This is a genomic window from Streptomyces sp. NPDC104761, from assembly GCF_055583445.1.
The window spans coordinates 1,058,184-1,084,960 of record NZ_JBVJNZ010000001.1; the positions used below are offsets into that span (position 1 = coordinate 1,058,184).

Consider the following 26,777-nt stretch of genomic DNA (forward strand, 5'->3'; position numbering starts at 1 on the left):
TCTTGTCTAAGGGGTGTCGAACAACAAACAGAGGGTCTGATGCGCGAAATTGTGATCGTCGGTGGCGGCTATGCAGGCTTCTACGCCGCATGGGGCCTGGAGAAGAGGCTCAGTGCGGCAGAGGCGCGGGTCACGGTCGTCGACCCCCGCCCGTACATGACGTACCAACCGTTTCTGCCGGAAGTGACGGCCGGATCGGTCGAGGCCCGGCACGCCGCCGTGTCGCTGCGGCGGCACCTGCGCCGCGCCCGGCTGATCGCGGGAGCCGTGACCGCGATCAGCCACGCGGACCGGACGGTCACGGTACGACCCGCCGACGGAGCGGAGTACGAACTGCGGTACGACACCCTCGTCGTGACCGCCGGTGCCGTGACCCGTACCTTCCCCATCCCGGGGCTCGCCCAGCACGCGATCGGTCTGAAGCACGTCGAAGAGGCGGTGGCCATCCGCGACCGGCTGATGACCGCGTTCGACCAGGCGGCCTCCCTGCCTCCCGGCGCCGAGCGGCGACGGCTGTTGACCGTCACGTTCGTGGGCGGCGGGTTCTCCGGGGTCGAGGGCTTCGGGGAGCTGCTGTCGCTCGCGACGGCGATGCTCAAGTCGTACCCGGAGCTGAGCGCTGACGAACTCTCCTTCCACCTGGTCGAGGCCAGGGGCCGCATCCTCCCCGAGGTGGGGGACAAGCCGGGCGCCTGGGTGGTGCGCTCCCTGGAGCGCCGTGGCGCGCACGTTCACCTCGACACACAGATCCGCTCCCTCGCCGACGGCCGTGTAGTGCTCTCCGACGGGGAGGAGTTCGATTCCGCGCTGGTCGTGTGGACCGCCGGCAACGCCTCCAATCCGGTCGTGCACAACCACTCGGATCTTCCGATCGACGAGCGGGGCCTGCTCGTGGTCCGCCCCGACCTGCGCGTGGGCACCGGCAGCGAACCCGTCCCGGACGCATGGGCGGCCGGGGACGACGCGGCCGTGCCCGACCTGGCCTCCACGGTGCCGGGGGCTCACACGGTGCCGAACGCCCAGCACGCCGTACGGCAGGGCAGACGCCTCGCGAAGAACATCGTGGCCGACCTGCGCGGGAGGCGCATCAAGAACTACCGGCACAGCAGCCTGGGGGTGGTGGCCACGCTCGGGCTGGGACGGGGGATCTTCCAGTACAAGAGGATCGTCATCAAGGGGCTTCCTGCCTGGCTGATGCACCGGGGTTACCACGTGCTGGCCGTGCCCTCGTGGGAGCGCAAGATCCGCGTCCTCACGGTCTGGCTCACGGCCGCGGTCTTCGGCCGGGATCTCGTCTCCCTCGCCTCCGTCCAGCATCCACGCGACGCGTTCGTCACGAGCGGCGATCCGCAGCGCGCCGGCGAGAGTGCGACGAGCGGTCGTACGGCCGCATGACCGTGGAGCACACCATGAACACGAGCAAGGAGGCCGCGCGCGGCCTGACCGACATCGAGACCTTCCTGTACCGGCACGCCCATCTGGAAGCGGCGCGGCAGCGCGTCACGGTCTTCACCAAGCGGGTACCGGGGCTGACCCGGGAGCAGAAGGTGGACATCGAGACCTGGTACCTCAAGGAACAGACATACGTCGCGCGCATGGTGACGGAACACATCGCGGCACACGTCACCGAGGTTCAGCAGCGGCACCGGGTCCGCTTCACGCGCTGGCTGCGAGGAACGCTCACCGCGATGATCCTGACCAGCGTGGCCATGGCCCTGTGCTTCGCCGTGCTCCTGAAATCGTTGAGCTGAAACACCGGTTTCGAACCGCGTCGATGCTTCCGCTGCCGGCGGCCGGCCGGGCCGAATCACTAGATCATGCGATGCGCCCCGGGAGTGCACCGAGCCACTGCGGCCGCCCGGAGCTGCTCTGACGCGGGGCCGCGTGCTGCTGTGACGGCCGCTCATGGTGTGTCGGGCACGGTGTCACATTTTCCGATCCCCGCCGGTCAATGGTGAGACACGTCAGGCGGAGGGAGATGCCCGCGGGCCGCGCGATCCGCCGCCCGTCCCAGGGCCGGCCGAATCACTCGATCATGCGATGCGCCCGGACGTCGCTATGACCCAGTCTGGCGTGGTTGGCGAAGAATGCATGCACTACCTGAACAGAGTCCTGAGGTCAGCCGAGGGCCGGGTCGGGAGACCACGATGTCTCCGCCCGACCGCCGTTGCTCCGCCAGAGGAGCGGGGCCGATCCGGGTCTCTGGTTCAGCTGCGAGGGGACCAGTCGTGACGTCCGGTTGCCGCTTTTCCCCTGGACCGCTTGCCGAAGCCGTCCGCCTGTCCGCGGTAGCGATGTGGTCCCGCCACGCGACTGCCGTATCCGGAGGAACGAGGACCACACGATCATGTATCTAGAGTCGTCCCCTGCGACGAGTGACCTTGACGAGGCTGTCTCTGCCTTCGTGCAGTACCGGGCGCGCCTCTTCGGGATCGCCTACCGTGTGCTCGGCAGCGTCGCCGAGGCCGAGGACGTGGTCCAGGAGGTGTGGCTGCGCTGGCAGAAGACCGACCGCTCCGTGGTGCTGAGCCCCGTGGCCTTCCTGTCCAGCGCGACGACGCGCCTGGCCATCAACGTGGCGCAGTCGGCGCGGGTGCGCCGGGAGACCTACATCGGGCCCTGGTTGCCCGAGCCCGTCGACACCGGTTGTGATCCGGAGGTGGGCGCGCAGCGGGCGGAGGCTCTTGAGCTGGCCCTGTTGCTCGTGCTGGAGAAGCTGAGTCCCACCGAGCGGGCCGCGTACGTCCTGCGGGAGGCCTTCGACTACTCCTATCCGGAGATTGCCGAGATCCTGCAGCTCAGCGTCGTCAACGTCCGCCAGATCGTGAGCCGTTCGCGCAAACGCCTGGCCGGCGAGCCGCGCTCGAGTGTGGACGCGCTGGAGCATCGGCGCCTGCTGGACGCCTTCGTGTCAGCGGCTCGCACCGGCGACGTGGCCTCGCTGGAAGCCGTCCTCGCCCCGGACGTCGTCAGCCTGTCCGACGGCAACGGTCTGCGGGGGGCCGCCCGGGTACCTGTGGTGGGGCCTGCGCGCGTGGCCAACCTGGCCACCGCGACCCGCCGGTTCTGGCAGGGCACGGACCTGCGACCGGTCGAGGCCAACGGCCGTACGGGCCTGATGATCTACCGCGACGGTTCCCCCACCACGATCCTGACGATCGCCGCTTCCCGTGCAGGCATCCGCAGGGTGATGTGGGTGTTCAACCCCGGCAAGATCGCCGCGTTTCTGGAATCCGGCACCCGAGGCGCAACCGTGCCCGGCCCTGCGGCGGTTGACGGATGAGCCGCACTCCCGGCTTCTTCGGCCGGGCTCGGCAGTCGCGGCGCGGTACGTCTCGGCTGCGGTGCCGGAGGCGGGCACGCCGAGTTCGGCCGCGACCGCCCTGATCGCGTTCTCGCCGACCTCGAGATCGGCCCGGCCGTCGTCGGTGAAGTACGGCTCGACGAACCTCGCGGGAGGTGGGTGGGGTCCACGGCCACGCCCAGGTGGGGATCTGGAAGGGGTCGCCCACCCAGGCCGGCACCTGCCGGCCGTGCTCGGCGGCCACCGCCTCCGGCGCCATGGTGCTGCCCACGTAGGCGGCGTCGATGCCGCCCTCGCGCAGCCCGCGCAGGTCCGGGCCGGAGTCGCCGGGCGCACGGACGACGGTGTGCAGGTCGCGGTCGGGATCGAGACCGGCCCGGCGCAGCACGATCCGGGCGAAGCATCCGGGTGCGGTGCGGGGGGGCGTCCACCGGGCCTGGACGGCCAGGGCCCGGCCGCCACTGACCAGGGCGTCGCGGAAGCGGTCCTCGAGGGGTGAGCCGGCGCACCAGGGCAGGGACTGCCAGGGACGTGTGCCGGTCGGCTCGGGGACGCTGCCTCCCAGCAGAGTCGCGGCGGTGTGGCTGACGTAGGTGAACGTGCCCTTGAGGTCGAGTGAGCAGTCGCCCTCCGGCATCCGTTCGACGAGGCCCACCGCGGCCAGCGCCTCGGCCGGGTCCCGGCTGCGGGCCGGCGGCCGCATCAGGGTGCGCGGTGCCGGTCCCGGACGTATGGCGTCACCGGCGTCGGCGGTCTCGCGCAGGAACCGCCCCAGGCGGCGGCAGGCGGCGGCAACCCGGTCGGGTCCCGGACCGGCGGCCCCGCCGGGCCCGGCGGGCCTGGCGGTGTCGGCCCCGGGCCACAGGAGCAGCAGCGTGCGCCAGGCCGTTGTGCCGGTGACGATCGGTGCCGCGGCTGCCGCGCAGTGGTGGCGACGTGCGATCGCCGTACGCGGATGGCGCCGGGTGAACTCCTCGGGATCGCTCAGCCGGACCGGCCGTCGCAGGCGGAGCGCCTCCGCCACCGCGGCAGGGCTCGACAGCGCCACCCGGGACCGGGGCGTCAGGTACTCCGCCGGCAGCCCCGTGGTCACCTCCAGCCGCAGCGTCTGCCCGTCGGACGCCAGCAGGAAGACCGCACCCACGAGCACCCCCGTGTCGCGCACGGCGAACTCCAGCAGCCGTCCAGCGCCGCTCGGCGCGTCGACCCGGAGGCGGCGGAGGACGGCCGAGTCCGGTAGGGCTGTACCGCGCCGTCTTCCCACGTGGCGCACATACCAGCACCGTACGTCCGCACCGGCCGGCCCCGCGCGGGAGAGCCACCGGGACCGCCGTCGCGGCAGTGGCCCCTGTCACAGATCCAAGCGCCGTCCGGTCAATGCCCTGAAAAGGGACAAGTAGGGGCGCAGTCGCGCTCATGTCCGACAGCGGAATCGAGCACGGTGACGAAGCACGGCGTGCCACAGGTGCCTGCCTCGCCGCCGCCTATCCGAGGACGACGATTCGATGATCAGCACAGACACAGCAACCACCCGCAGGCAGCCGGACATCCGCGAGCCCTCGGAGTCGGCGATCGCGATGCTCGACGAGCAGGGGACGGTGGTCGGATGGACGCGGGCCGCCGAGCGGCTGGTGGGGTACTCCGCCGGCGACGTGGTGGGCCGGTCGGCGTCGGCCGTACTGCCGTACTCCGAAGAAGCGCCGACGACCGCGGAGTTCGTCGACCGGTGCCGGGCCCGGCGCGGTTGGTCGGGCACGACGACGGTACGGCACCGCGACGGGCACCTGCTCGACGTGAGCCTGCGGGTCTCGATGCTGTGGGGGCGCGGCGAAACGGTCCGGTGGCTCGTCTCCGTGACCGACATCGGCGAGGCCTCCGGGGAAACGACGAACGAACTGGTGCGGGAATCGCTGCTCGCACGCGTCCCCATGGGCGTCGTCGTGCGGGACCCGCACCTGCGGTGCACCTGGGTGAACGACACGATGGAGAGCCACGACGGCATCTGCCGCGACCGTCGGCTCGGACGGCGGTTCAGTGACGTGCGGCCGGGTGCCGAGGCCGAGAGACTCGAGGCGGCGATGCGAGAGGTGATGCGGGGCGGGCCCGTGAAGGTCCACGACCACCGGACGTGGCTGCCGTCGAGCCCGCACCGGGAGCACAGGTACGCGGCTTCGGTCTTCTGCCTCCAGGACGCCGACGGTCAGGTGCTCGGCGTGTGCGTCATCAGCGTCGACCTCACCGAGAGCCGGCGGGCACGCGATCGCCTGGCCATCCTCAGCGAGGGCAGTACCCGCCTCGGCGGCAGCCTGGACGTGATGCGGACCAGCCAGGAACTGGCCGACCTGGCCGTGCCGCTGCTCGCCGACTACGTCGCCGTGGACCTCGAACAGTCGGTCCCGTTCGGCGAAGGACCCCCGGTCCACATCGGCGCCACGGGCCGGCGCCTCCCCGTTTTCCGGCGCGCCGGTCTGGCGTCGATCCACGACGGGGTCCCGGAGTCCCCGTGGGCGCACGGCGAGGTGGTCCCCTGGCCGCCCGCCTCACCCTTCACCGACGTCCTGCGCACCGGGCTGCCCCACCTGGAACCGGTCCTGGACACCGCTTCGGGCACCTGGATCGACGAGGACCCGGAACGGGCGCGGACGATCCACGAGAACGGTATCCACTCGCTGATGCTCATACCCATCCGTGCGCGGCGCGTCCTGCTGGGCGTGGTGCTGTTCATCCGCACCTCGGACCCGGGGCCGTTCCAGGAGGTCGACGTGCTCCTCGCCGAGGAACTCGTGGGCCGCGCCGCGCTGGCGTTGGACAACGCCCGCCAGTACGTCCGCGAGCACACCGCCGCCCTCGCCCTCCAGCGGAACCTGCTCCCGCACCGTCTGAAGGGCGGCTCGGCGGTCGACACGGCGTCGCGTTACCTCCCCGCCGACATGGATCACGGCGTCGGGGGTGACTGGTTCGACGTGATCCCGCTGTCCGGCGCGCGGGTGGCCCTCGTCGTGGGCGACGTGGTCGGACACGGGATCGACGCCGCCGCGACCATGGGCCGGCTCCGCACCGCCGTACGCACCCTCGCCGACATGGAGCTGCCCCCCGACGAACTCCTCACGCACCTCGACGACACCGTCCAGCGTCTGGCCGAGGACGATGCCGACGCTCCGGAGCAGTACTCCCCGGCCGTCGGTGCCACCTGTCTGTACGCGGTCTACGACCCGGTCACCCGCCGGTGTGCCATGGCGCGGGCCGGGCACCCGCCGCCCGTGATCGTCGACCCGCAGGGGCGGGTCGCCTTCCCCGACCTGCCCGTCGGAACCCCGCTGGGCATGGGCCTGGGCGTCCCCTTCGAGGCCGCGGAGCTGGAACTGCCCGAGGGAAGTCTCCTCGGCCTGTACACCGACGGACTCGTCGAGACCCGCGACCAGGACATCGACGTGGGAATGCACCGCCTCGGCAGCGCCCTGGCCCAACCGGGCCGCCCCCTCGAAGAACTCTGCGGCAGCGCGATGGAGACCTTCCCGGGGCAGGCGCCCTCCGACGACGCCACGCTGCTCCTCGTCCGCACCCGTACGCTCAGCCCCACCCAGGTGGCTTCCTGGACGCTGCCCAGCGACCAGACCGCGGCCCGCAGCGCCCGGAACATGGCGGCCCGTCAGCTGACCGAATGGGGCCTGGACGGCGTTGCGGACGCCACGAAACTGATCGTCAGCGAACTGGTCACCAACGCCGTCCGCCACGGCAGCGGCCGGATCTGCCTGCGCCTGATCCGGCACCAGGTCCTGACCTGCGAAGTGTTCGACTCGAGCGCCTGCGCCCCACGTCTGCGCAGCGCCTGCACCCATGACGAGAACGGCCGCGGCCTCTTTCTGGTCGCCCAGTTGTCCCGCCGATGGGGCGCCCGCACCGTGCCGGGCGGCAAAGTGGTCTGGGCCGAAGAGGATCTTGGCCCCGCATCGGCACACCCGCCGGCCCCCGGGGCTCCTCCCGAGCCCGTGGAACGACCCGTCCTCGTCTCCGCGACGGCCGCGGACTCCGGTGTCGTCGCGGTAAGCGGCCTCTTGCCCTGGTAGCGGGTTCGCCATGCCCCGCGCTCCTGGTTTGTGAGGGCCGCCGTCCGGAGGCAGGGTGGTTCCTGGAGCGGCAGTGCCGGACCAGCCGCTCCGCGCAACCCGACGGAGGTGCAGCGATGTCGGTAAAGGACCCGGCGGCCGAGACCGCCGGACAGGACAACGGGTCGGCGTTCGGCCCCAGGATGCTGGCGGACGTCAAGCCGCCCTTCGTTCCCGAGGGTGCCTCGGGCATGACCGTTCTCGTCGACTGGCCGCCCGGCGACCCCGGGACTCCTCCGCACCGCCACTCCGGGCCGTGTTTCGGCTACGTCCTCGAAGGTGCGGTCCGGTGGGAGCTCGAGGGCGAGCCAGAACGTGTGATCAAGGCCGGTGAGACGTTCTGGGAGCCGGGCGGTGAGGTGATCCACTACCAGAACGGCAACGCCTCGTCGGAGCTGCCGGCCAGGTACATCGTGTTCATGATGTGCGCGCCGGGCCAGCCGATGCTCACCCTGGTCGACGACGAGGAGCTGGAGAAACGGGCCCACTTGCGCGCCCCACGCCCCGGCGGGTGATCCGCCGGGCTCGCGAGAAGGGCTCCGGCCGACAGGGGCAGGGCGACCGGCGTTTGAGGGCGCATATGGCCTGCGGCATGCTGGCCCCATGCGCAGCACAGACTCCACGGGCCACCTGGACCCCGGGCGCGAAGGCCAGGCCGGGACCGGACTGCGCCTGCGAGGACGGGACCGTGAGATCGCGGCCGTCCGCGAGGCTCTGGTGGCGGTGCATGGCGGACGAGGCGCCTGCGTCGTCGTGGAAGGCGCACCCGGCGTCGGCAAGAGCCGGCTCCTCGCGGAGCTGGACGGCCGCGCGCGGCGGTGCGGGTTCGACGTGGTCTCCGTACGGGCCGACGAGTTCGATCAATATGCCGCAGGAGCCGCCCTGCAGTCCGTCCTGCGGGCCCACGGCGGTTCCGCCCGAGCCGCCGCGGGCCTGGACGACCAGCGGCTCCGGTTGCTGGACAGCATCTCGGACGCCCTGGAGGACCGGGCTCAGCGCGCGCCGGTACTCGTGCTCGTGGACGACGCGCAATGGTCGGATCCGGCCACGCTCTTCGCGCTGCGCACGCTGCCCGGACGACTGGCCGCCTCGCGGATCCTGTGGGTGCTGGCGGTACGGTCGGAGACCGAGCGCCCGACCGTGGCCAGGGTGCGGGAGGACCTCGAACGCCTCGGCGCCCGATGGCTGACCCTCGGCCCGCTGCCCCAGGGGGAACTGGAGCACATCGCGGCCGACGTGCTCGGGGCGGAACCCTCACCCGGTCTGGCCAGGATGCTGCGAGGCGCCGCGGGCAACCCGTTCCTTGCGATCGAACTGGTGCGCTCTTTCCCTGACACCGAGGCCGGCGCAGCAGGGACGGGCGCGGCGGGCCGCTTGTACCGCGACATACCCGTCGGCTTCCGGCAGGGTGTCGCCGCGCGTCTGCGCCGGCTCCCGGAGGACGCCGCACGTCTTCTCCAGATCGGCTCCGTCCTCGGCCGCGAATTCGACCTCGGCACGGCGGCCCGCATGCTCGGGAGGCAGGTCGGCAGCCTGCTGTCCGGCGTGGAAGCCGCCCTGAACAGCGATCTGCTCTCGGCGGACGGCCCACGGCTCGCCTTCCGCCACGACCTCCTGCGCCAGGCCGTCCACGAGAACCTGCCGCCGGCCGTACGGACCGCGCTGCACCGGGAGGCCGCCGAGAACCTGCGCGCCGACGGGGCACGGTCGGCGGAGGTGGCCTGGCATGTCGTCATGGCGGGCGGCCCGCTCGACGACGACGCCGTGACCATGCTGCACACCGCCGTACGGGAACTGTCGTCGACGGCCCCCGACGCGGCCGCGGACCTGGCCCAGCGGATCGCCGGCCTGCTGCCCCCGCGCGACCGGCGCCGCGTCGGACTGCTGACCGACGCCGCCGAGTACCTCGGCCGGACCCGCCGCGTTCACGAGGCGCTCGACCTGGTCGACGCGACCCTGTCGGACGGTCTGGAGCCGACGCAGGAGGCGAACCTGCGCCTGGTGGCCGCCGAGATTCACCAGGCCGCGGGCGACGACGACGCGGCCATGACCCACCTGCAGCAGGCCCTGGACCTCCCCGCGCTGCCGCACGACCTGCGGGTCCTGCTGCTGAAGACCCAGGGGACGGGCCACGTGTACCTCGGGAACATCACCGCTGCCGAGCAGACGGACACCGGCCTGGTCGCCGACGCCTACCGGAGCCACGATCCAGCCGTCGCCGTCAGCGTCATGGTGTTCCAGTCGCAGACGTCCTTCTACCGTGGCCGCCTCGGCCGAGCGCTGGAGCTCGCCGAGGCCGCCACCGCCCGTGCCTACGCCGAGCCGATCGTGCCCTACCTGCGGCCCCCCAGAATTCCGGCGCTGTGGCTGGCCACGGTACTGACCAGCACCGACCGGCTCGGGGACACCGAGCGGGTGCTGCGTGAGGGCCGGCACGAAGCGGAGGCGCTGGGCCTCGGCTGGTCACTGCCGCACTGGCATGCCCGGCGTGCCTGCGCCCTGCTCGAACAGGGCGCGCTGGACGACGCGGCCGTGGAGGCCGAGGCCGGCCTGGCCGTGGCGGACGAACTCGAGATCACCCAGCCGAATCCGCAGGCCCGCGCCGTGCTGGCACTGGTGGAGACCAGGCGCGGTGCCCTCGCCGGGGCGAGGGACCAGCTCCGCGCGGCCGAAGCCGGTCCCGGCACGAACGCGCGGCGGTACGCCCTGTGGGTGTCGCTCGCGCGCGCCTGCCTGGCGGACGCGGAGGGCAGGCACCAGGCAGCGGCGGCGGCACTCACGGGCAGCTTCGAGGACAGCGAGCCGGCGCGGCTGCTCACCCTTCCGCCGTCCCACTGGCCCTCGATCGTGCGGATCGCGTTGCGCGGCGCCGAGCCGTCGGTCGCGCGGGCCGTGTCCGGCGCACTGGGCACCCTGACCGCGCGGGACGACAGTCAGCGGATCGGCGCGGCCGTCCGTGCCCATGTGGACGGCCTGCTCAACAGCGACCCGCGTGCCCTCATGTCCGCCGTCGCCGGCTACCGGAGCACCGGCAGGCGACTGGCTCTGGCCGCGGCGTGCGAGGACCTCGGCGAGCTCATGGCCGCCTCGGCCGAGACGGCGCAGGCGGTCGCGTACTTCGAAGAAGCGGGTGAGCTGGTGTCGGCCTCGGGTGCCCGGGGCGACGCCGAACGGCTGAGGCGCCGGCTACGGCAGCTGGGCGTGCGCGCGGGCGCCCCCCGGCTGGACACGGTCGGCTCCCCGGGGTGGGGGAGTCTGACCGAGTCCGAGCGGAAACTGATCCCGCTCGTCGTGGCCGGGCTCACCAACCGGGCGATCGCCGACCGGCTCCACGTGTCCGTGCACACCGTCAACACGCACATGAGACACATCTTCACCAAGCTCGACATCAACACCCGTGTCGAACTGACCCGGCTGGCCGTCGAGCGGGGCGATGTCGCCGACGGGACCGGGTGAGCGGTGCCCCGGCTCAGGAGGCGCGGGCTGCGGCGCCGAAGGCCGCACCTCAGACGAAGGCGCTCTGCCCGGTGATGGACTTGCCGACGATCAGGGTCTGCATCTGGCGGGTGCCCTCGTAGGAGTAGAGGGCCTCGGCGTCGGCGAAGAAGCGTGCGATGTCGTGGTCGAGGACGATGCCGTTGCCGCCGAAGATCTCGCGGCCGGCCGCGACGACCTCGCGCATCCGGGACGTGGTGAACCCCTTGGCCAGCGCCGAGTGGTCGTCGCGGAAGACGCCCTGGTCCTGCAGCCGGGCGAGCTGCACCAGCATGCCCCAGGACGCGGTGATGTCGCCCAGGCTCTTCACCAGCAGGTCCTGCACCATCTGGAATCCGGCGATCGGACGCCCGAACTGCCGCCGCTCCTTGGCGTAGCCGAGTGCGAGCTCGTAGGCGCCGATCATGACGCCCAGAGCCTGCCAGGCGACACCGCTGCGGGTGAAGCGCAGGATCTCCGCGACGTCCCTGAAGGAGTTGATGTTGTGGAGCCGGTCGGCCTCCGGGACCCGTACGTCGGTCAGGGTGATCTCGGCGTTCTCCACGATCCGGAGCGCGATCTTGCCCTCGATCTTCACCGGCACGAACCCGGGGGTGCCCTTCTCGACGACGAAGCCCTTGACCTGGTTGTCGTCCACGTCCCGCGCCCACACCACGACGTGGTCGGCGAAGGTGGCGTTGCCGATCCACCTCTTCGCGCCGTTGAGCACCCAGGTGCCGCCCCGGCGCTCGGCGGTGGTGCGCATGCCGCCGGAGACGTCGGAGCCACCCAGCGGTTCGGTCATGGCGAAGGCGCCGATCTTCTCCATGGAGGCCATGGCGGGCAGCCATCTCTCCCGCTGCTCCTGGTCGCCACCGGTGAGGATGGAGTAGAAGCTGAGGCCGTTGTGGACACCGAAGAAGGTGGCGACCGAGGCGTCGACCCGGCTCATCTCCATCGCGAGCATGCCGCCGAGCAGGTGGCTCGCGGCGGGCAGGTGGTCACCGTAACCCTCGTACGACAGGGCGGTCAGGCCGCTCCCGCGGAACCTCTCGATCAGCTCCACGGGGAACTCGCCCTTGTCCCAGTACCCGTTGACCAACGGCTTCACCTCGTCACGCAGGAAGGCGCGGGCCTTGCGCAGTATTGCGCGTTCCTCGTCCGGGAGAAGCGCCTCGTAGAGGTAGAAGTCGGCGGCGAGCAGGTCGTTCGACAGCGCGGGGGGAGTGGTGGTCATGTCGTTCTCCTGGAAGGTCTTCGTTTCGGTCAATGGGGCATCAGAAGCATGACCAGCGTTCCCATGGCCGTCGCTCCGTCCCAGAAGCGGTTGCACACACCGCTCAGGCTGGTCGAGTCGGCCACCGCGCCGGTGGTTGCGCGCAGCGCGGGCATGTCGCGGGTCAGCGCCTGCAGAGCACAGGTGAGCAGGTACAGCGCCAACACTCCGGTGACGACGCTGTCGGCCTTCGACTCGCCCATGGAGTGGCTGACCTGCATGGCCTGGTGTGCCGTCGGAACGCCGTCGGCCATGGTCCGGTGCCCATGCCCCACCGTGCGGTACGACATCCAGGTCATCGCCGCCATGCCCACCGCGTAGGGCAGTCTCCGCACCGTTGCCGACAGCTGTCCCTCCTGGCCGTTCCTGACGGCGGTCAGCGGGAACCACAGTGCGGCGGCGGCGAAGAAGACCGACTGCGGCAGCGCGGGCAGGGCGCCGCCCCGGCTCCACGGCATCACTGCCATGGTCAGCGCCATGGCGGCGTGCAGCAGATGGTCGACGCGGCTGCGGCAGCCACCGGTCCGGGCCACGACACTCTGCCGGAGCGCTCGGACTGCGGCCGCCGCGAACAGGGCGGTCAGCATGGAGTGGACAACGTCGGTGGCACTCATGCCGAGTCGCACCCTCCCATGGAGCGGTCGGGATCCGCAGTGATGACCGGACGCACGGTGCCTCCGTGACACAGCAGGCTGCGCCGGGATGTCACAACACCGGCGCGAACGCCGGACCGGGCTCCGGCGTGAGGGCGACGCCCAGCAGTTCCCCGAGCCGCGTCGTGGACTGCTCTGCGCCGCGATGCAGAACCGTGGCCATTCCCAGGGCCCCGGCGGGCGGCAGGTTCTCCGCGTTGTCGTCGACGAAGACGCAGTCCCCGCCGGGCACTTCGAGCATCGTGAGGAGCAGCCGATACGCAGCCGGCTCCGGTTTGCGCAGTCCGTGCCGCCCGGAGACGAACGCCGCGTCGAAGGCCGTGTCGATGTCGAAGCCCCGGTACATGTTCCACGGCGCCAAGCCCATGCTGTTGGACAGCAGACCCGTCTTCAGGCCGCAGGCGCGGGCCCGGGCCAGCACCGCCACCATGGCATCGTCGAGACGGGAGTCCGCGAAGATCCGGCCCAGCAGGTCGGTGCTGTCGATGCCCAGCGCCCTGCCCATGCGGCGGTTCCAGTCGGACTGAGTGGCCCTGCCGCGTTCGAGGTCGTGAGTGAGCGCGACCATCGCCGGGTTCCGGTACCAGCCGTGCTCCACCGCCCCCTCGGGCAGGCCTTCGCGGGCCTCGAAGCCGCGCACCGCGTCGTCGAGCGATGTCGTGAGAACACCGCCGAAGTCCACTATGAGACATGTTCTCGGCACAGTTTTCCGAACCTCTCTCCCACACCGTCGGCCGGCACCCGGGCCGCACTGTCACGCACGGTGGTTGTCGGTGATCTCCCGGTACTCCGGCACGGTCGGCTTGGGGATCTGCGAGCCTTCGCCGTAGAGGGCACGGCTGGCCCCGACCCGCAGGCGCCGGGCGAGGCGGGTGCCGGCACCCCGTTCGCCCGTGCCGCCGTTCGCGCCGGGTGCGATCGGTGTGTACTGCTCATGCTGTGTCAAAAGGTGGAGTTCCGCCTGGCCGAGAGGCTCGTGCACCTCGACGAACTCGCCGTGCGGCAGGCGCTTGACGACGCCCGTCTCGCGACCGTGCAGCACCTTGTCGCGATCCCCGCGTTGCAGACCGAGGGCCCACCGCTTCGCCACGGCGTAGGCCGCGACAGGCACGACGAACAGGCCGATGCGGACCGCCCACGTGACTGATTCGACCGAGAGGTGGAACCGGGTGGCGATGATGTCGTTCGCGGCGCCGATGAGCGACACCAGATAGAAGCCGATCCAGGCCACACCGAGGGCCGTGCGCACGGGGCGGTTGCGCGGTCTGTCGAGAAGGTGCTGCTCACGGTCGTCCCCGGTCACCCAGGACTCGATGAACGGATATGCGCCCATGGCCAGGAAGAAGCCGACGCCCGCCACCAGCGGGATCAGGTTGTCCAGAGCCAGGGTGTGGCCCCACAGGGCGATCTCCCAGCCCGGCATGACGCGCAGCAGTCCGTCCGCCACGCCCATGTACCAGTCGGGCTGCGAGCCGGCCGAGACCTGGTCGACGCGGTAGGGGCCGTACAGCCAGATGGGGTTGATCTGCGCGAGGGCCGCGATCGCGAAGATGACACCGCAGACCAGGAAGAGGACACCCGCGGACTTCACCGCCCGCACCTTGAGCGGCAGGCCCACCAGGTTCCTGTTGCTGCGGCCCGGGCCCGGATACTGCGTGTGCCTGTGGTGGAGCAGCAGGATCAGATGGGCCACCAGCAGTCCCACCATGATGGCCGGGATGACCAGGACATGGATCGCGTTGAAACGCGCCACCAGTTCACCGCCCGGGAACCCGCCTCCGAAGAGAAACATCGAAAGGTAGGTTCCGGCGACGGGTATGGAAAGTATTGTCCCGTTCACGACGGCGAGCCCGGTGCCCGAAAGAAGGTCGTCCGGCAGGTCGTATCCGGTCAGTCCTCCGAACATACCGAGGACCAGCAACAGGAAGCCGAACAGCCACTGGAATTCACGGGGTTTGCGGAAGGCCCCGGTGAAGAACACGCGCAGCATGTGGACGAGCATGGCCCCGATGAACACCAGGGCCGCCCAGTGATGCGCCTGCCGGATCAGCAGGCCGCCCCGGACGTCGAAGGAGACGTGCAGGGTGGAGTCGTACGCCTCCGACACCGTCTGTCCCCGCAACGGCAGGTAACTGCCGTTGTACCGCACCTCTTTCATCGACGGATGGAAGTACAGACTCAGATAGACCCCGGTCACGACAATGACGAGGAAACTGTAGAGACAGATCTCGCCCAACAAGAAGGACCAGTGGTCGGGGAACGCCTTGCGTGCTTTGGCCCGCAGCACGCTGTACGGGCCGAGGCGTCCGTCCGCCCAGCGGGCGATGCGCTCCCCGTCGCCTCCTTCGGCCGCTTCTTCCTTCTGGCTCGGATCATCCATGCCCCGGCAACCATTCCTCACCCGGCCCGAAAAGGGACGCTCGCGATGCCATGAGCCCGTCTCGGTGCCGGACAGGGAACGGATACGGCAGGTCGGTCGCTTGTCGTGGGCGGAACCGAGTCAGCGGGCCACCTGGTCCGCGTTCCCTGGGCGAGCAGCTCATGACTGCTTCCACCCATATGACCGTGCAGGACGCGTGGATGTGACACGGCTCGGCCCGAGGCGGTCGTCAGCGTCGTCGCGCCGCCTCATCAGGCGGCGCTCGCCTTCCGTCGTCCCGCCCCAGATGCCTTCCACCCGCTCGACCCGCATGGCCCAGCCGAGACACTGCTCCATGACCGGACATCGACGGCAGACGGCCTTGGCCTCGGTGACCTGAACCTGGGTCAGGCCGCCGTCGCCGATGGGGAAGAACAGATCGGGGTCGACGCGCAGGCAGGATCCCCGTTCACGCCAGTGCGTTGCGTGGTCGCGTTGTTGTGCTGTAGCCATGACAGAGAAGACCTCCAAGGGGTTGTCATCTGAGACGGGGCACCTGCCCGGTGTGTGACAAGGCGGCGCGCACCCGCTCAGACCACGATCTTGCGCGGGTTGAAGTTGCCCCCCGGGTCGGCGGCGCCGAAGAGGCCCGACATGATCGCGACCCCCTGGGGGGAGATGTCCTCCGCCAGCCAGGGCGCGTGCTCCAGACCCACCCCGTGGTGGTGCGAGATCGTGCCGCCGGCGTCGACGAACGCCTGCTGGATCGCGCGCTTGACGGTGTCGTACTCGCCGAGCGGGTCGTCGCCGAAGACGAAGGCGAACGTGAAGTAGAGGCAGGCTCCGGAGTGATAGGAGTGCGACATGTGCGACATGGTCCAGCCGGTGCGGCCGATCCTCTCGTAGGCGACGTCGGCCGCCTCGTAGACCGCCGCGTGGATGCCGCGGAGCTTCGACCACGGGCCGGCGGTCTCGCTCACGTCGCCGGCGGCACCGCGGTCGAGCAGGAAGTCGCGGATGTAGGGCGTGTCGAACTTCTTCTGGTCGTAGAGCGCACCGGGTCCCCTGCCGACGCCGATGCCGTGATGCCTGCGCACGATCCGGTCGACGAGCGACTTCTGCCGTTTCACGTGTGCCGTGTCGCCCTCGAAGCCGATGAAGGAGAGGCACATCTCGTCCAGGTTCCAGCCACGCCGCCTGAGGTACGCCATGAGGCCGGCCTGGGCCGCCTTCCGAATGCCCTTCGCCTCCTTGCTCGTCGCCAGGGAGAAGCCCGTCTCGTGCGCGTCCGAGACACGGGTGACCGAGGGCGACACGTCGCTCTCCGCGATCTCCTGCATCGCCGCGAGGCCGTGGTCGAGATTCCTGAAGAAGTAGGCGTGGATCGCCCGCTTCGCGGGGAGCCGGTGCACCTGCACCGTGACCTCGGTGATGACGCCGAGCCGCCCCTCGGAGCCCAGCACCATCTCCCGGACGCTCGGCCCGGTCGACGCGCTCGGCACGGCACGGATCACGAGGACCCCGTCGGCCCGCACGACGCGCAGCCCCTTGACGATGTCCGCTATGTCGCCGTACTTGTCCGACTGCATGCCGGACGAGCGCGTGGCGACCCACCCGCCCAGCGTCGAGTGGGTGAACGAGTCGGGGAAGTGCCCCATCGTCCAGCCGTGCCGGTTGAGTTGGGCCTCGAGATCAGGACCCGGCGCCCCGGCCTGGACGCGTGCCAGGCCGGAGTCGGGGTCGATCTCCAGCACCCGGTCGAGGCGGCCGAGGTCGAGCGAGACGACCACCCGGTCCTCGTCCACGTGCGGCTCCAGGCTGCCCGCGATATTGCTGCCACCCCCGAAGGGAATGATCACGGCGTCCGCTTCGACGGCCGCGTCGACGACTCTCCGCACCTCCGCCTCGTCGGCCGGGTAGACGACCACATCGGGACTGCGCCCCACCTCGCCGGCCCGGATGCGGACCAGGTCACGCAGGCTCTTGCCGTAGGTGTGGACGACGCGGGACAGGTCGTCCACGGCCGCGTTGCCGGCTCCGACGATGTCCGTCAGCAGCGTGACGAATGCCTCCGGCGCCGTCGAGGGCGGCACCTTCAACTGCGCGAAGTCCGGCCCGTCGGTGGTGTGTTCGCCCGCCCGGAGATCGAGGCCGATGGCCCGCTGTACGAACGGCGCGAAACCAGGCTTGTCCTCGTGTCGGAAGCCGACACCTTCCACGCCCCAGCCCCACCACTTCATGTGTTTCACATCAGCGGTGCGCGTCGCGTCGGTGCGGCCGGCAGGTTCGGTCACGAGCGGTCTCCTTCGGGAACACGACGTGAGATCGCACTCACGCCGAGGATGCGTTCGGAGTTCTCCTCGGTGAGGGTGAGGATCGCCGAGCGGATACGTGCGGTGAACTCGCTCCTCAACTCCCCGGGAAGAGCGGTGAGTGGTTCGCCGAAGACGACCCCGACCGGCAGCCGGCCGGGTTTCGGCCAGTTCGAGCCGCGAGGATGCGCCGCATGCGCGCCGATGACCGCGACGGGGAGCACCGGCACCTCGGCCGACGAGGCGAGTGCCGCCGCCCCCGGCTTGAACGTTCCGAGCGAACCGTCGCGCGACCGGGTGCCCTCAGGAAAGATCAGGAGCGGCACTCCCCGGTTCAGCAGGGCCTTGGCGCTCACGGCGCGGGTGCTCACTGCGCGCGCGTACGCCCCGGTGCGGTCGACCGGGAAGGCGTTGAAGAAGAGGGCGGTCAGGCCGCGCCGCCGCCACACGTCGAAGAAGTAGTCGGCGGCGGCTCCCACCGCGAGGTAGCGCGCCAGCCGGCGCGGCAGCGCGCCCATGATGAGCGGTGTGTCCAGATGCGAGGTGTGATTGGCGACGACGACATACGAGTCCTCGACGTTCGCCAACCGCTCGCGCCCGAGCACCGTGACGCTGGTCACGCTCCAGACGAGGGGCTTCAGCAGCCCCCGCTGTGCGATGAAACGCGCCGCGGCGTGCGAGCGTGAGGTGAAACGGTCGCGTACCGTCGCAGGCATCCGCTTCCTTCCCGTGCGGGTTCGCCCGCACTGATTCCTTCAGTCAGTGAGAATGTCCGTGCGGCTGGACGAGATCCGTCGCGAGATCCACCGCACCGTGTGACGTGGCAGATGACGTGCGCACCAGATGAGCAACCGGTACCGGAAGCTCGGCACGGAGATCACCCGTCCGCGGCGGACGTCGCGCAGAGTCGTCTCGACGACTCGCCGGGCGTCGAGCCAGAGGAAGTCCGGAATGCTCGACGAGCGGATTCCGGCCCGCGTGTGGAATTCGGTGCGGACCCAGCCCGGGCAGAGTGCCGTCACCGTGACGCCCGTTCCGTGGAGCTCGTTCGCCAGTCCCTCCGAGAGCGAGGTCACGAAGGCCTTGATCGCCGAATAACTTCCCATCGTGACGAACCCGGCCGTGCTCGACACATTGACGACCGCGCCGTGCCCGCGTTCGCGCATGGCCCGCCCGGCGGCGCCGGCGAGCACCAGCGCCGCACGCCCCATGACCTCGATCGCCCGGTCGTGCGGAGCGGTGTCGGCCGAGGTCATCGGTGCGTGCACGCCGAAACCGGCGTTGTTCACGAGCATGTCCACCGGACGGGCGGGGTCCGCCAGCCGGGCGGCGACCCGTGCGACGTCCGCACGCTCGGCCAGGTCGGCGGGCAGCACCTCGACGGCACGGCCCCGGGATTCGAGCCGGGCGGCCACCCGGGCGAGCCGCTCCCTGTCGCGCGCCACCAGGACCAGGTCCCATCCGCGGTCTGCCAGGGCACGCGCGAACGCCGCCCCGATCCCGGAGGTGGCACCGGTGACCAGGGCGACCCGGGTACGGCTCAGCACGGTCTCACCCGCCCTCTACTCGACATCCGGGATCCCCGCTCGGCCGACGACCGGCTCCGACGAGCCGCACCGGGTGACTTGCCTCGTACAACGGCAGATGGCTGAGTCCACGCGCCTGACACACCCTTCCTTTCCGGGGTCATCGCGTTAGACCGGGCACGCCTCCGCCTTGTGACACGAGCTTCCGCACATGACCGAGGCGCGTGGTGTCACACATGTGCCGGGTGCGCGGTCTCACGTGTCGGTCCCCGGCGGCTTCTCGCAGGCTTCGGGAGTGCCGCAGAGTTTCCCCCGCTCCCGCCCAGAAAGCCCGTGCATGAACTCGAACAACGAGACGACGACCCTGCCGCCCGAGACAGCGGGCTTCGACGTGCGTGAGTTCGCCCGCACTGCACATGGCAGCCACCGCGGAACGCTCGACCTCGGGCCGCTCGCCGAAGAGCCGCTCGACGCCGACTCGGTCCGACTCGTCCGCGCGCTGCGCGACATGGAACGTACGACGCTGCACCGCGTACGTGACCTCCTCGTCACGGCGACACACAAGGACGCCCGGGTCACCGCGTTCCTCACCACGTGGATGTTCGAGAGGTTCTGGACAGCCGACGCTCTCGACGCCGTCCTCGATGCCTCCCCTGCCGCCCGCGACCTGCCTTCGAGCGCCGGTCCGGCACGGCGGGTACCCGCGGAGCGCCGCGCACGCCGTGGCCCGATCCGTCGCTCCCTCGTCGCCGGCATCACCGGTACGCAGATCGTCGCCGAACATGTGACGACGGGCCTCGTGGACGAATGGATCACGCAGGCGGCCTACCGGCGCCTGGCCGGCGTGTCCTCCGCCACGGCATCGATCATCAACCCGGTGGTGGAGATCAAGAACCGTCACATCCGCTTCCTCGCCGAGGAGGCCGAGCGCCGGCTACGCGGCTCCGCCCGCGCCCAGCGCATCACCTGCCGTGCTCTCCGGCACGCCGCCTGGCCGCTCGGCTCGGTCGACCGCTCCGGGCACGAGCGCACCTTCTTCGAACGCCATGTCTTCGGCGACCAGCGTGGACGGGCCGAGGCGCGCCGTATCCGCGGGATGGTCGCCGCGCTCCCCGGCATCCGTCCCGGTGTCGCATCCACCGTGGAATCGAGGCTCCTTCCGTGACACCGCACTACGCGAACACCGAACTCGGCGACGCGCACGTCCTGCTGACCGGCGCCACCGGCTTCGTCGGGCAGGCCGTGCTGGAGCGGCTGCTCAGCGACCACCCCGCCACCCGTATCTCGCTCCTCGTGCGCCGCAAGGGCAGTCAGACAGGGCAGGACCGGCTCCGGCAGCTGCTGCGCAAACCCGTCTTCCGGCGCTGGCGGGACACCGTGGGCGCCGAAGAGGCCGAGCGCATCGTCCGGGCACGGATCACCGTGCTCGACGGCAGCATGACCCGGGTCCCCGAGCTGCCCGCCGACCTCGACGTCGTCATCCACTCGGCGTCGACCGTCTCGTTCGACCCGCCCATCCACGAGGCGTTCGACACGAACGTCAACGGCGCCGTGGGCCTCTACGAGGCCCTGCTGGCCTCCGGATCCGACCCGCACGTCGTCCACGTGTCGACCTGTTACGTCGGAGGGCTCCGCCGTGGTGTGGTGCCCGAGGCCAGGCTCGAACACGATGTCCTCTGGCACACCGAGTGGACCCTGGCGACCCGGACCCACGAGCAGACCGAACTCACCTCGCGGCAGCCGGCGATGCTCGAGCGGTTCATGTCCCGCGCCCGCGGCGACCACGGCAAGGAGGGCCCGATCGCGGCGGCCCGCGCGAGCGAGAACGCGCGGCGCGAGTGGGTGCGTTCCCAGCTCGTCGCCGCCGGTCGGCGGCGCGCCCAGAGCCTGGGGTGGACCGACGTGTACACGCTGACGAAGGCACTCGCCGAACGTGCCGCGGAAGACCTCTGGGGAGAGGCCGGACACCGGCTTTCGGTGGTCCGGCCCGCGATCATCGAGAGCGCGCTCCGGCACCCGTTCCCCGGCTGGATCGACGGCTTCAAGGTCGCCGACCCGCTGATCTTCGCCTACGGCCGCGGCCAGCTGCCCGACTTCCCCGGGCTGCCCGACTCGATCCTCGACGTCATCCCCGTCGACCTCGTCGTCAACGCCATCCTGGCCGTGGCGGCCAACCCGGCGCCCGTCGACGAGCCGCGGTACTTCCACATCGCCTCGGGCGCGTCGAATCCGCTGCCCTTCCACCGCATGTACGAGAACGTACGCGACTACTACACGCAGCACCCGCTTCCGAAGGACGACGGATTCGTCGCAGTGCCGGACTGGAAGTTCTCGGGCGAGCGCAGGTTCAACCGCGCACTCCGGCTGGCGAGGACGAAGGCCGACCTGTGGGACGCTGCCCTGCGACTGATGCCGAACAACGAGCGCAAGCGCGCTCTCGCGACCGGGAACGCCAAGGTGCGCGCCGGTATCGCCACCCTCGGCAACTTCGTCGACCTCTACCGCGCCTATGCGCAGACCGAGATCGTCTTCGACGACCGCAACGCCCGCGCGCTGAACGACGCCCTCCCGGCCGAGGTGCGCGAGGACCGTGGCTTCGGTGTGGAGCGGATCGACTGGGAGGAGTACCTGCAGAAGGTGCACCTCCCCGCCGTCACCGAGCTGACGGCCGCCCACCGTCGTCGGAGAGCCGCGGCCGTCCGGCCGTCGGGCGCCCGTCCGAGACGCGAACTGCCGCGGCGTACCGACGTACTCGCCGTCTTCGACCTCGAACGGACCGTCGTCGACTCCAACATCGTCGAGCAGTACCTCTGGGTGCGCACCGCGGGCTTCCGCAAGGCGGCCTGGCCGAAGGAGGTGGTGGACCTGCTCGTCTCCCTGCCCGGCTACCTCCGCGCCGAGCGACGTGACCGCAGCGAGTTCGTCCGCGCCTTCCTGCGCCGCTACCGCGGCATGCCCGTCGCCCGTCTGGAAGAGGTGGTGCGGCGCGGCTACGCCGACACGATGCTGCGGCACACGAGCGCGGACGCCCTGGCGCGTATCCGCGAGCACCGCGCGGCCGGTCACCGCACCGTCCTGGTCACCGGCTCGGCCGGCCTTCTCGCCGCTCCGCTCGCCGACCTGTTCGACGAGGTCGTCGGGAGCTCCCTGCACGTGAGGGACGGGGTGCTCACCGGCTACCTGGCGAAGCCGCCGCTGGTCGACGAGGCGCGGGCCGCGTGGCTTCTGCGGTACGCCGAGGAGGGCGGCTACGACCTCGCCGCCTCCTACGGCTACGGCGACAGCCGTTCCGACCTGCCGTGGCTGTCACTGCTGGGCAAGCCCGCGGCGGTCAACCCCGACGCGGAACTGGCACGCGAGTCGCACCGGAGGAACTGGGACATCCACCGCTGGAAGAGCGGCGGTTCGGGTGTACGCCGCGAGGTCGTCGCGGCCCGGGCGACGAATCCGGCGCGCACCGACGGGAAGAGCGACTGATGGCCTTCGACATGGACAAGTACACGAAGAACTCCACCGGCGTGCAGTGGGCCGACCTCGACTTCGACGAGTTCGAGCGCAACCCGCTGCCCGAGGAGACGCTGCGCACCCTGCGCTACATGTGTGACATCGAGTACCACACGGTGTGCTACCTGCGTGATCTGCTGACGACCCCGTCTCACGACGAGCCGGCGGTGGGCGCCTTCATGACGATGTGGAACCGCGAGGAGTTCTGGCACGGCGAGGCCCTCGCGGCCGTGCTGGAGCGCCACGGCCTCCGAGTCGACTTCGACGAGCTGAAGGCGACCCGCCTGAAGCTCGGCTGGCGGGACCGCCTCGGGACGGTGAAGCAGACGGTGATCGGCCGGCTGGTCGGAAACGACTTCGTCGCCGTGCACATGGCGTGGGGAGCGGCGAACGAGTGGTCGGCGACCGCGGCGTACCACCGACTGGCCGCCCTGGAGAGCCACCCCGTGCTGCTGCCGCTGCTCAAGCGGATCGCACAGCAGGAGACGAAGCATGTCGCGTTCTACGCATCGCAGGCGCGTGACCGGCTCGCGGCGAGCAAGAAGGCCCGGGTGGTCGCTCGCCTGGCGCTCGAAAGGGCCTGGGGCCCGGTCGGCTCGGGCGTCATGCCCGAGACCGAGGTCACTCATGTCATGACCCATCTCTTCGGGGGCGCCGAGGGCCGCAAGCTCATCCGCGGCATCGACGCGCACATTGCGAAGCTGCCGGGCCTGGACGGGCTGCGCATCGTCGAGGACGCCATGGACCGCCGCGGCATCGCTGCCTGACACCGCCACGCCCGAGGGTCACCTTCCCGCACGGGACCTATGCGTCGACGAAGGTGACCGTCTGTTCGAGCGGTGCCCGGCCTGTACGGGTGTAGGGAACTGCGGTGTCCTCGAATCCGATCGACATACCGCAGAAGAGGATGAGGTCGTCAGGGGGCGAGAGGACCTCCGCGACGGTCTTGCGATAGACCGACCACGCCATCTGCGGGCAGCTGTGCAGGCCTTCGGCGCGGAGCAGCAGCATCACCGTCTGCAGGTACATGCCCAGGTCGGACCACTGGGGCCGGCCCAGACCGCGGTCGATGTAGCAGAACAGGGCGGCCGGGGCGCCGAAACACTCCCAGTTCGCGGAAGCGGCCCTCTGGCGCGCCTCCCAGTCCTCTCGCCCGATGCCCAGTGAGCTGTAGCGCTCCGCACCGAAGGCGGACCGGCGCTCGCGGTAGGGGGACCTCAGTGTCTGCGGGTACATCTCGTATTCGCGCTCGTCCCAGGGATCGCGCGCGGTCACACGCCCGCCGGCGAGCTCCTTGAGCTCGTCCAGCGGCCGGCCGGTCAGCACGTAGACATGCCAGGGCTGGAGGTTCGACCCGGAGGGCGCCCAGGCCGCGGCGGAGAGCACCCGCTCGAGCACCTCCCTCGGAACGGGCCGGTCGATGAATCCACGTACGGCTCGTCGGCTCGTCACCGCCTCGTAGACGTCCAAGATCACCAGGCTCCCTCGTCTGCTCTACATGCCGCCCTTGCCAGCCGGAAGACTATGAAATGTAACAATATGCGTGAATCGCCATGGATCGTAGCCCCGTCGACTCGCGCCTTCCGCAGCGGTCGCGTCCGGACGGGACGCTGTCAGAGGTCAGCCGTGGCCGGCCGGCCGGCCGGTGCGCTGCTCGCAGGAAGGTGATCTTCCGCCCACAGGAAGAGAACGGCCAGGGGGACGAGGAACGCGTTGCCATGCGGAGAGAGTGCGTAACGGGGCCGCGACGGCAGCCCGGGCCGGACCTCCCGGGTGACCAGGTCGATCGCGGTCAGCTCCTTCAGCCGCCGGGTGAGCATGCGGCTGCTGATGCCGGGGATACGCTCGCGAATCTGCGCGGAATCGGCCGGCCCTTTGGCCAAAGCCATGAGGATCAGGCCGTTCCAGTCGTTGCTGAGCAGGGCGAAGGCCCGGGCGATGGCCGGAGAGGTGCCGGAGGACCGAGGATGCTCGGTCCGGTCTGCCGGGTGAGGGTCTTGAGGGGTGGGCATGGTGCGTGTCCGTTCCGGTACGGCGCGAGCCGTCGCGACGCGCCAACTCGCGCTGTATTCGGTGGTCGTGGTGCGGTCGTAGCCGTGGCTGTGGCTGTGGCAGGAGTCCGCGCGCGTCGGCGCCTCATCGGTCTTCGGTATCGGTCCGAAGTCCGCGGCGGCCATGTCGTGATCGCGCACATGAAGCGCTCGGTATCAGTCCTCCCCGTCATGGCGACGGGCGTGCGCGTGCGCGTGGCGCCGCACCGTCAGGGCGGTGCCGGACCCGGGCAGTGCCGGAAGCAACTCTCCGGAAGCCGGCGCCCCGCTCTTCGTGCCGCGGCCTTCCCTGAGGACCCAGTGGCCGCACATGACCGCCGTGAGCCCGCAGACGGTCCACAGGACGAGGACGGCGAGGTGACCGGCATCGGCGTTGCCGTCGAAGTACGTGATGTCGCGCAGCAGGTCGGCACCGGCGCCCGGGGGCAGCCACTGGCCGACGTGGTCCACGCCCTCGGGAAGCATCTCCGGTGCGGAGGTGGCGCCGGAGAAGGCGTTTCCGACGAAAACCATGAGCGCGGCGCTGAGCCCGAGGCCTGCCGGCCCCAGGAGTCGGATCGCACCGGCGGCGGTGGCGCTGACGGAGAGCAGGTCGAGGGTCAGGATCGCCCACGTGGCCACGTGGTTGTGGGGCAGCGCCCCGAGGAAACCCTGGGCCACGGCATAGACGCCGAGGGCCGCGACGGCGCATGCCACGAGAAGCGTCAGCACCCGGTGCCGCGGGCGTGCCAGACCGCGGGCCATCGTGACGAACGCCCCGATCAGGATGCCGCAGATCGTGAGCGGGAAGACCGATGAGCTGAACACCACACCCCGAGGGTCGTCCGCGGCGACGGGCACCACGTCGACCGACTTCGCGAGGATCTGCACCGGGGAAGCAGCGCCGGCGGCTCCCTGCTGGGCGGCTGCCTGCTGGTGGGCCTTCGCCGGCGAGTGCGCGCCGCCGGCCTTCTGCTCGGCAGCTTTCTGTTCGGCAGCTTTCTGTTCGGCGGCTTTCTGTTCGGCAGCCTTCTGCCGGGCGGTCGCCTGCGCGGTGGCCCTGTCCGCCAGCTGCTGTCCGACATCGGTCAGCAGCTGGGCCACGGAGGGGCTTGCGGCGGTGGCCTTCAGCACGGTGATGCCGTGGCCGGAGACGGCGAAGGCTCCGTAGACGTCCCGGTTCCTGATCGCCGACCGCGCCGCGTGCTGGTCGGGGTAGAGGTGGAAGTCGAAGGCGCCGGGCTTCTGCTGAGTCAGTTTCTCCACCGCGTGCTGACTGGCCGGCCCCGTGCCCACGATCCCCACCGGGACGTCGCGTGGCGAGATCCGCCCCGCCGGCCAGGCGAACGTCATCACCGCCAGTGTGATGACTATGGGCAGCACCACGGCGGCAATGGCTACTTCCCGCCACGTCTGGTGTCCTGACAAGGGGTTACTCACGGCCCGCCCTCTCATAAAAAGGAATGATCGTTTTTCTTGAGGGTTTAGTCTGGCCCGTGAGGTCCGCAAACGTCAACACGAACGTTCGTTTTCTTTGGTAGCCTTGTCCCATGCCCAAGGTCACCCAGCAGCACATGGACGCCCGCCGCAAGCAGATCCTGGACGCAGCGCGCCGTTGCTTCCTGCGTGACGGGTTCCACTCCACGTCCATGCAGGACCTGTTCGCGGAGTCGGGGCTGTCCGCGGGCGCGGTGTACCGGCACTTCACCAGCAAGGACGAGATGATCCTCGCGATCGCCGAGGAGAACATGCGCGATGTCCTGGACATCACGGTCGCCGTCGCGGCGAACCGGCGGGACCGGTCCATGGGGGCGGTCATGGCGGAACTGCTCGACGTGATCCGGGTCAAGTCCGCCGAGGAGGACGTGGCCGGCCTCGCGGTTCTGGTCTGGGGAGAGGCCATGCGCAACCGCTCGCTGGCGCGCAAGCTCGACGACCTCATGGGCGGCATGCGCGCCAATCTCGTCACGCTGGTCCGCGACCACCAGGAGCGGGGCGGTCTGCCGACGGACGCGACCGCGGAGGGGATCGCTTCGACGATGCTCTCCGTCCTCCCCGGTTACATCCTGCAGGTGGCCCTGCTCGATCCGTCGGTGGTGGCCGAGGTGCCTGACGCGGTGCGGGCACTGTGGCCGGGACCGGCCGGTGAGCGCTGAGCGGTCTCCGGAAACTCGGGCAGCCGCCCTCGACGGTGTCATCGAGGGCGGTGCTTCTTCCCTCCGACGAGTTCCGG

General features: G+C 70.5%; 22 protein-coding genes. 10 read left to right on the forward strand and 12 right to left on the reverse strand.

Annotated elements, in window-relative coordinates; all coding sequences use genetic code 11:
- Nucleotides 1–39 precede the first annotated feature (39 nt).
- From ACZ63F_RS04825 to ACZ63F_RS04835, 3 genes are all read left to right on the forward strand, one after another.
- Nucleotides 40–1,395 (forward strand): NAD(P)/FAD-dependent oxidoreductase, encoded by a 1,356-nt coding sequence (locus tag ACZ63F_RS04825; RefSeq protein WP_469708713.1) that lies wholly within the window; start codon nt 40–42, stop codon nt 1,393–1,395.
- A 14-nt stretch (nt 1,396–1,409) separates the two neighbouring features.
- Nucleotides 1,410–1,751, forward strand: a complete 342-nt coding sequence (locus tag ACZ63F_RS04830) for a hypothetical protein (RefSeq protein ID WP_469708715.1) — start codon at nt 1,410–1,412, stop codon at nt 1,749–1,751.
- Nucleotides 1,752–2,347: 596 nt separating this feature from the next.
- Nucleotides 2,348–3,283, forward strand: a complete 936-nt coding sequence (locus ACZ63F_RS04835; RefSeq protein ID WP_469708717.1) for an RNA polymerase sigma-70 factor — start codon at nt 2,348–2,350, stop codon at nt 3,281–3,283.
- Here ACZ63F_RS04835 and ACZ63F_RS04840 read toward each other — a convergent pair.
- Nucleotides 3,201–4,469, reverse strand: coding sequence for a PAS domain-containing protein (locus ACZ63F_RS04840; RefSeq protein ID WP_469708719.1), 1,269 nt, complete (start codon nt 4,467–4,469; stop codon nt 3,201–3,203). The two genes, ACZ63F_RS04835 and ACZ63F_RS04840, sit on opposite strands and share 83 nt — an antisense overlap.
- A 340-nt stretch (nt 4,470–4,809) precedes the next feature.
- Between ACZ63F_RS04840 and ACZ63F_RS04845 the strand changes: the two genes are divergently transcribed.
- From ACZ63F_RS04845 to ACZ63F_RS04855, 3 genes are all read left to right on the forward strand, one after another.
- Nucleotides 4,810–7,371, forward strand: coding sequence for a SpoIIE family protein phosphatase (locus ACZ63F_RS04845; protein ID WP_469708721.1), 2,562 nt, complete (start codon nt 4,810–4,812; stop codon nt 7,369–7,371).
- 116 nt (nt 7,372–7,487) lie between these two features.
- Nucleotides 7,488–7,925: a cupin domain-containing protein gene (locus tag ACZ63F_RS04850; RefSeq protein WP_469708724.1), complete on the forward strand. Its 438-nt coding sequence runs from the start codon at nt 7,488–7,490 to the stop codon at nt 7,923–7,925.
- 88 nt (nt 7,926–8,013) lie between these two features.
- Nucleotides 8,014–10,866, forward strand: a complete 2,853-nt coding sequence (locus ACZ63F_RS04855) for a helix-turn-helix transcriptional regulator (protein ID WP_469708726.1) — start codon at nt 8,014–8,016, stop codon at nt 10,864–10,866.
- A 49-nt stretch (nt 10,867–10,915) separates the two neighbouring features.
- Here ACZ63F_RS04855 and ACZ63F_RS04860 read toward each other — a convergent pair whose 3' ends face one another.
- The 8 genes from ACZ63F_RS04860 to ACZ63F_RS04895 all read right to left on the reverse strand — a co-directional run bounded on the left by ACZ63F_RS04860 (nt 10,916) and on the right by ACZ63F_RS04895 (nt 19,031).
- On the reverse strand, nt 10,916–12,121 hold the full coding sequence (locus ACZ63F_RS04860) for an acyl-CoA dehydrogenase family protein (protein WP_469708728.1): 1,206 nt from the start codon (nt 12,119–12,121) through the stop codon (nt 10,916–10,918).
- A 29-nt stretch (nt 12,122–12,150) separates the two neighbouring features.
- Nucleotides 12,151–12,774, reverse strand: coding sequence for a DUF5134 domain-containing protein (locus ACZ63F_RS04865; protein ID WP_469708731.1), 624 nt, complete (start codon nt 12,772–12,774; stop codon nt 12,151–12,153).
- Between the two features lie 91 nt (nt 12,775–12,865).
- The gene (locus ACZ63F_RS04870; RefSeq protein ID WP_469708733.1) at nt 12,866–13,495 is read right to left on the reverse strand and encodes an HAD family hydrolase; all 630 of its coding nucleotides are present in this window, start codon (nt 13,493–13,495) and stop codon (nt 12,866–12,868) included.
- A 72-nt stretch (nt 13,496–13,567) separates the two neighbouring features.
- The gene (qcrB, locus tag ACZ63F_RS04875; protein ID WP_469708736.1) at nt 13,568–15,193 is read right to left on the reverse strand and encodes a cytochrome bc1 complex cytochrome b subunit; all 1,626 of its coding nucleotides are present in this window, start codon (nt 15,191–15,193) and stop codon (nt 13,568–13,570) included.
- A 159-nt stretch (nt 15,194–15,352) separates the two neighbouring features.
- Nucleotides 15,353–15,685: a WhiB family transcriptional regulator gene (locus ACZ63F_RS04880; RefSeq protein ID WP_469708738.1), complete on the reverse strand. Its 333-nt coding sequence runs from the start codon at nt 15,683–15,685 to the stop codon at nt 15,353–15,355.
- A 77-nt stretch (nt 15,686–15,762) separates the two neighbouring features.
- The gene (locus ACZ63F_RS04885) at nt 15,763–17,466 is read right to left on the reverse strand and encodes an FAD-binding oxidoreductase (RefSeq protein ID WP_469708741.1); all 1,704 of its coding nucleotides are present in this window, start codon (nt 17,464–17,466) and stop codon (nt 15,763–15,765) included.
- Nucleotides 17,463–18,200 carry a lysophospholipid acyltransferase family protein gene (locus tag ACZ63F_RS04890; protein ID WP_469708743.1) on the reverse strand — a complete coding sequence of 246 codons (738 nt, stop codon included), beginning with the start codon at nt 18,198–18,200 and terminating at the stop codon, nt 17,463–17,465. Before ACZ63F_RS04890 ends, ACZ63F_RS04885 begins: the two co-directional genes overlap by 4 nt.
- Nucleotides 18,201–18,239: 39 nt before the next feature.
- Nucleotides 18,240–19,031: an SDR family NAD(P)-dependent oxidoreductase gene (locus ACZ63F_RS04895; RefSeq protein WP_469708746.1), complete on the reverse strand. Its 792-nt coding sequence runs from the start codon at nt 19,029–19,031 to the stop codon at nt 18,240–18,242.
- Between the two features lie 316 nt (nt 19,032–19,347).
- On the opposite strand from ACZ63F_RS04895, the gene ACZ63F_RS04900 reads away from it, so the two are divergent.
- The 3 genes from ACZ63F_RS04900 to ACZ63F_RS04910 are packed head-to-tail and all read left to right on the forward strand — an operon-like array spanning nt 19,348 to nt 23,281.
- Nucleotides 19,348–20,175: a hypothetical protein gene (locus ACZ63F_RS04900; RefSeq protein ID WP_469708748.1), complete on the forward strand. Its 828-nt coding sequence runs from the start codon at nt 19,348–19,350 to the stop codon at nt 20,173–20,175.
- Complete coding sequence (locus ACZ63F_RS04905; RefSeq protein WP_469708750.1) at nt 20,172–22,487, forward strand: HAD-IB family phosphatase; 2,316 nt, start codon at nt 20,172–20,174, stop codon at nt 22,485–22,487. Before ACZ63F_RS04900 ends, ACZ63F_RS04905 begins: the two co-directional genes overlap by 4 nt.
- Nucleotides 22,487–23,281 carry a ferritin-like domain-containing protein gene (locus tag ACZ63F_RS04910; RefSeq protein WP_469708752.1) on the forward strand — a complete coding sequence of 265 codons (795 nt, stop codon included), beginning with the start codon at nt 22,487–22,489 and terminating at the stop codon, nt 23,279–23,281. The genes ACZ63F_RS04905 and ACZ63F_RS04910 overlap by 1 nt, the downstream gene beginning before the upstream one ends.
- Before the next feature lie 37 nt (nt 23,282–23,318).
- On the opposite strand, the gene ACZ63F_RS04915 is transcribed toward ACZ63F_RS04910, so the two are convergent.
- The 3 genes from ACZ63F_RS04915 to ACZ63F_RS04925 form a co-directional block, all read right to left on the reverse strand.
- Nucleotides 23,319–23,984, reverse strand: coding sequence for a nitroreductase (locus ACZ63F_RS04915; RefSeq protein WP_469709328.1), 666 nt, complete (start codon nt 23,982–23,984; stop codon nt 23,319–23,321).
- Nucleotides 23,985–24,127: 143 nt separating this feature from the next.
- The gene (locus ACZ63F_RS04920; RefSeq protein ID WP_469708755.1) at nt 24,128–24,706 is read right to left on the reverse strand and encodes a winged helix-turn-helix transcriptional regulator; all 579 of its coding nucleotides are present in this window, start codon (nt 24,704–24,706) and stop codon (nt 24,128–24,130) included.
- 15 nt (nt 24,707–24,721) lie between these two features.
- Nucleotides 24,722–25,930: an ABC transporter permease gene (locus ACZ63F_RS04925; protein WP_469708757.1), complete on the reverse strand. Its 1,209-nt coding sequence runs from the start codon at nt 25,928–25,930 to the stop codon at nt 24,722–24,724.
- A 164-nt stretch (nt 25,931–26,094) separates the two neighbouring features.
- On the opposite strand from ACZ63F_RS04925, the gene ACZ63F_RS04930 reads away from it, so the two are divergent.
- A complete protein-coding gene (locus tag ACZ63F_RS04930) occupies nt 26,095–26,700 on the forward strand; it encodes a TetR/AcrR family transcriptional regulator (RefSeq protein WP_469708759.1) in 606 nt (201 codons plus the stop codon).
- Nucleotides 26,701–26,777 lie beyond the last annotated feature (77 nt).

Coding starts and splice junctions, on each gene's coding strand:
- ACZ63F_RS04890 (WP_469708743.1), bottom strand. CDS start 18,200: ATGCCTGCGACGGTACGCGACCGTTTCACCTCACGCTCGCACGCCGCG.
- ACZ63F_RS04855 (WP_469708726.1), top strand. CDS start 8,014: ATGCGCAGCACAGACTCCACGGGCCACCTGGACCCCGGGCGCGAAGGC.
- ACZ63F_RS04880 (WP_469708738.1), bottom strand. CDS start 15,685: ATGGCTACAGCACAACAACGCGACCACGCAACGCACTGGCGTGAACGG.
- ACZ63F_RS04910 (WP_469708752.1), top strand. CDS start 22,487: ATGGCCTTCGACATGGACAAGTACACGAAGAACTCCACCGGCGTGCAG.
- qcrB (WP_469708736.1), bottom strand. CDS start 15,193: ATGGATGATCCGAGCCAGAAGGAAGAAGCGGCCGAAGGAGGCGACGGG.
- ACZ63F_RS04865 (WP_469708731.1), bottom strand. CDS start 12,774: ATGAGTGCCACCGACGTTGTCCACTCCATGCTGACCGCCCTGTTCGCG.
- ACZ63F_RS04845 (WP_469708721.1), top strand. CDS start 4,810: ATGATCAGCACAGACACAGCAACCACCCGCAGGCAGCCGGACATCCGC.
- ACZ63F_RS04825 (WP_469708713.1), top strand. CDS start 40: ATGCGCGAAATTGTGATCGTCGGTGGCGGCTATGCAGGCTTCTACGCC.
- ACZ63F_RS04860 (WP_469708728.1), bottom strand. CDS start 12,121: ATGACCACCACTCCCCCCGCGCTGTCGAACGACCTGCTCGCCGCCGAC.
- ACZ63F_RS04830 (WP_469708715.1), top strand. CDS start 1,410: ATGAACACGAGCAAGGAGGCCGCGCGCGGCCTGACCGACATCGAGACC.
- ACZ63F_RS04835 (WP_469708717.1), top strand. CDS start 2,348: ATGTATCTAGAGTCGTCCCCTGCGACGAGTGACCTTGACGAGGCTGTC.
- ACZ63F_RS04900 (WP_469708748.1), top strand. CDS start 19,348: ATGAACTCGAACAACGAGACGACGACCCTGCCGCCCGAGACAGCGGGC.
- ACZ63F_RS04850 (WP_469708724.1), top strand. CDS start 7,488: ATGTCGGTAAAGGACCCGGCGGCCGAGACCGCCGGACAGGACAACGGG.
- ACZ63F_RS04930 (WP_469708759.1), top strand. CDS start 26,095: ATGCCCAAGGTCACCCAGCAGCACATGGACGCCCGCCGCAAGCAGATC.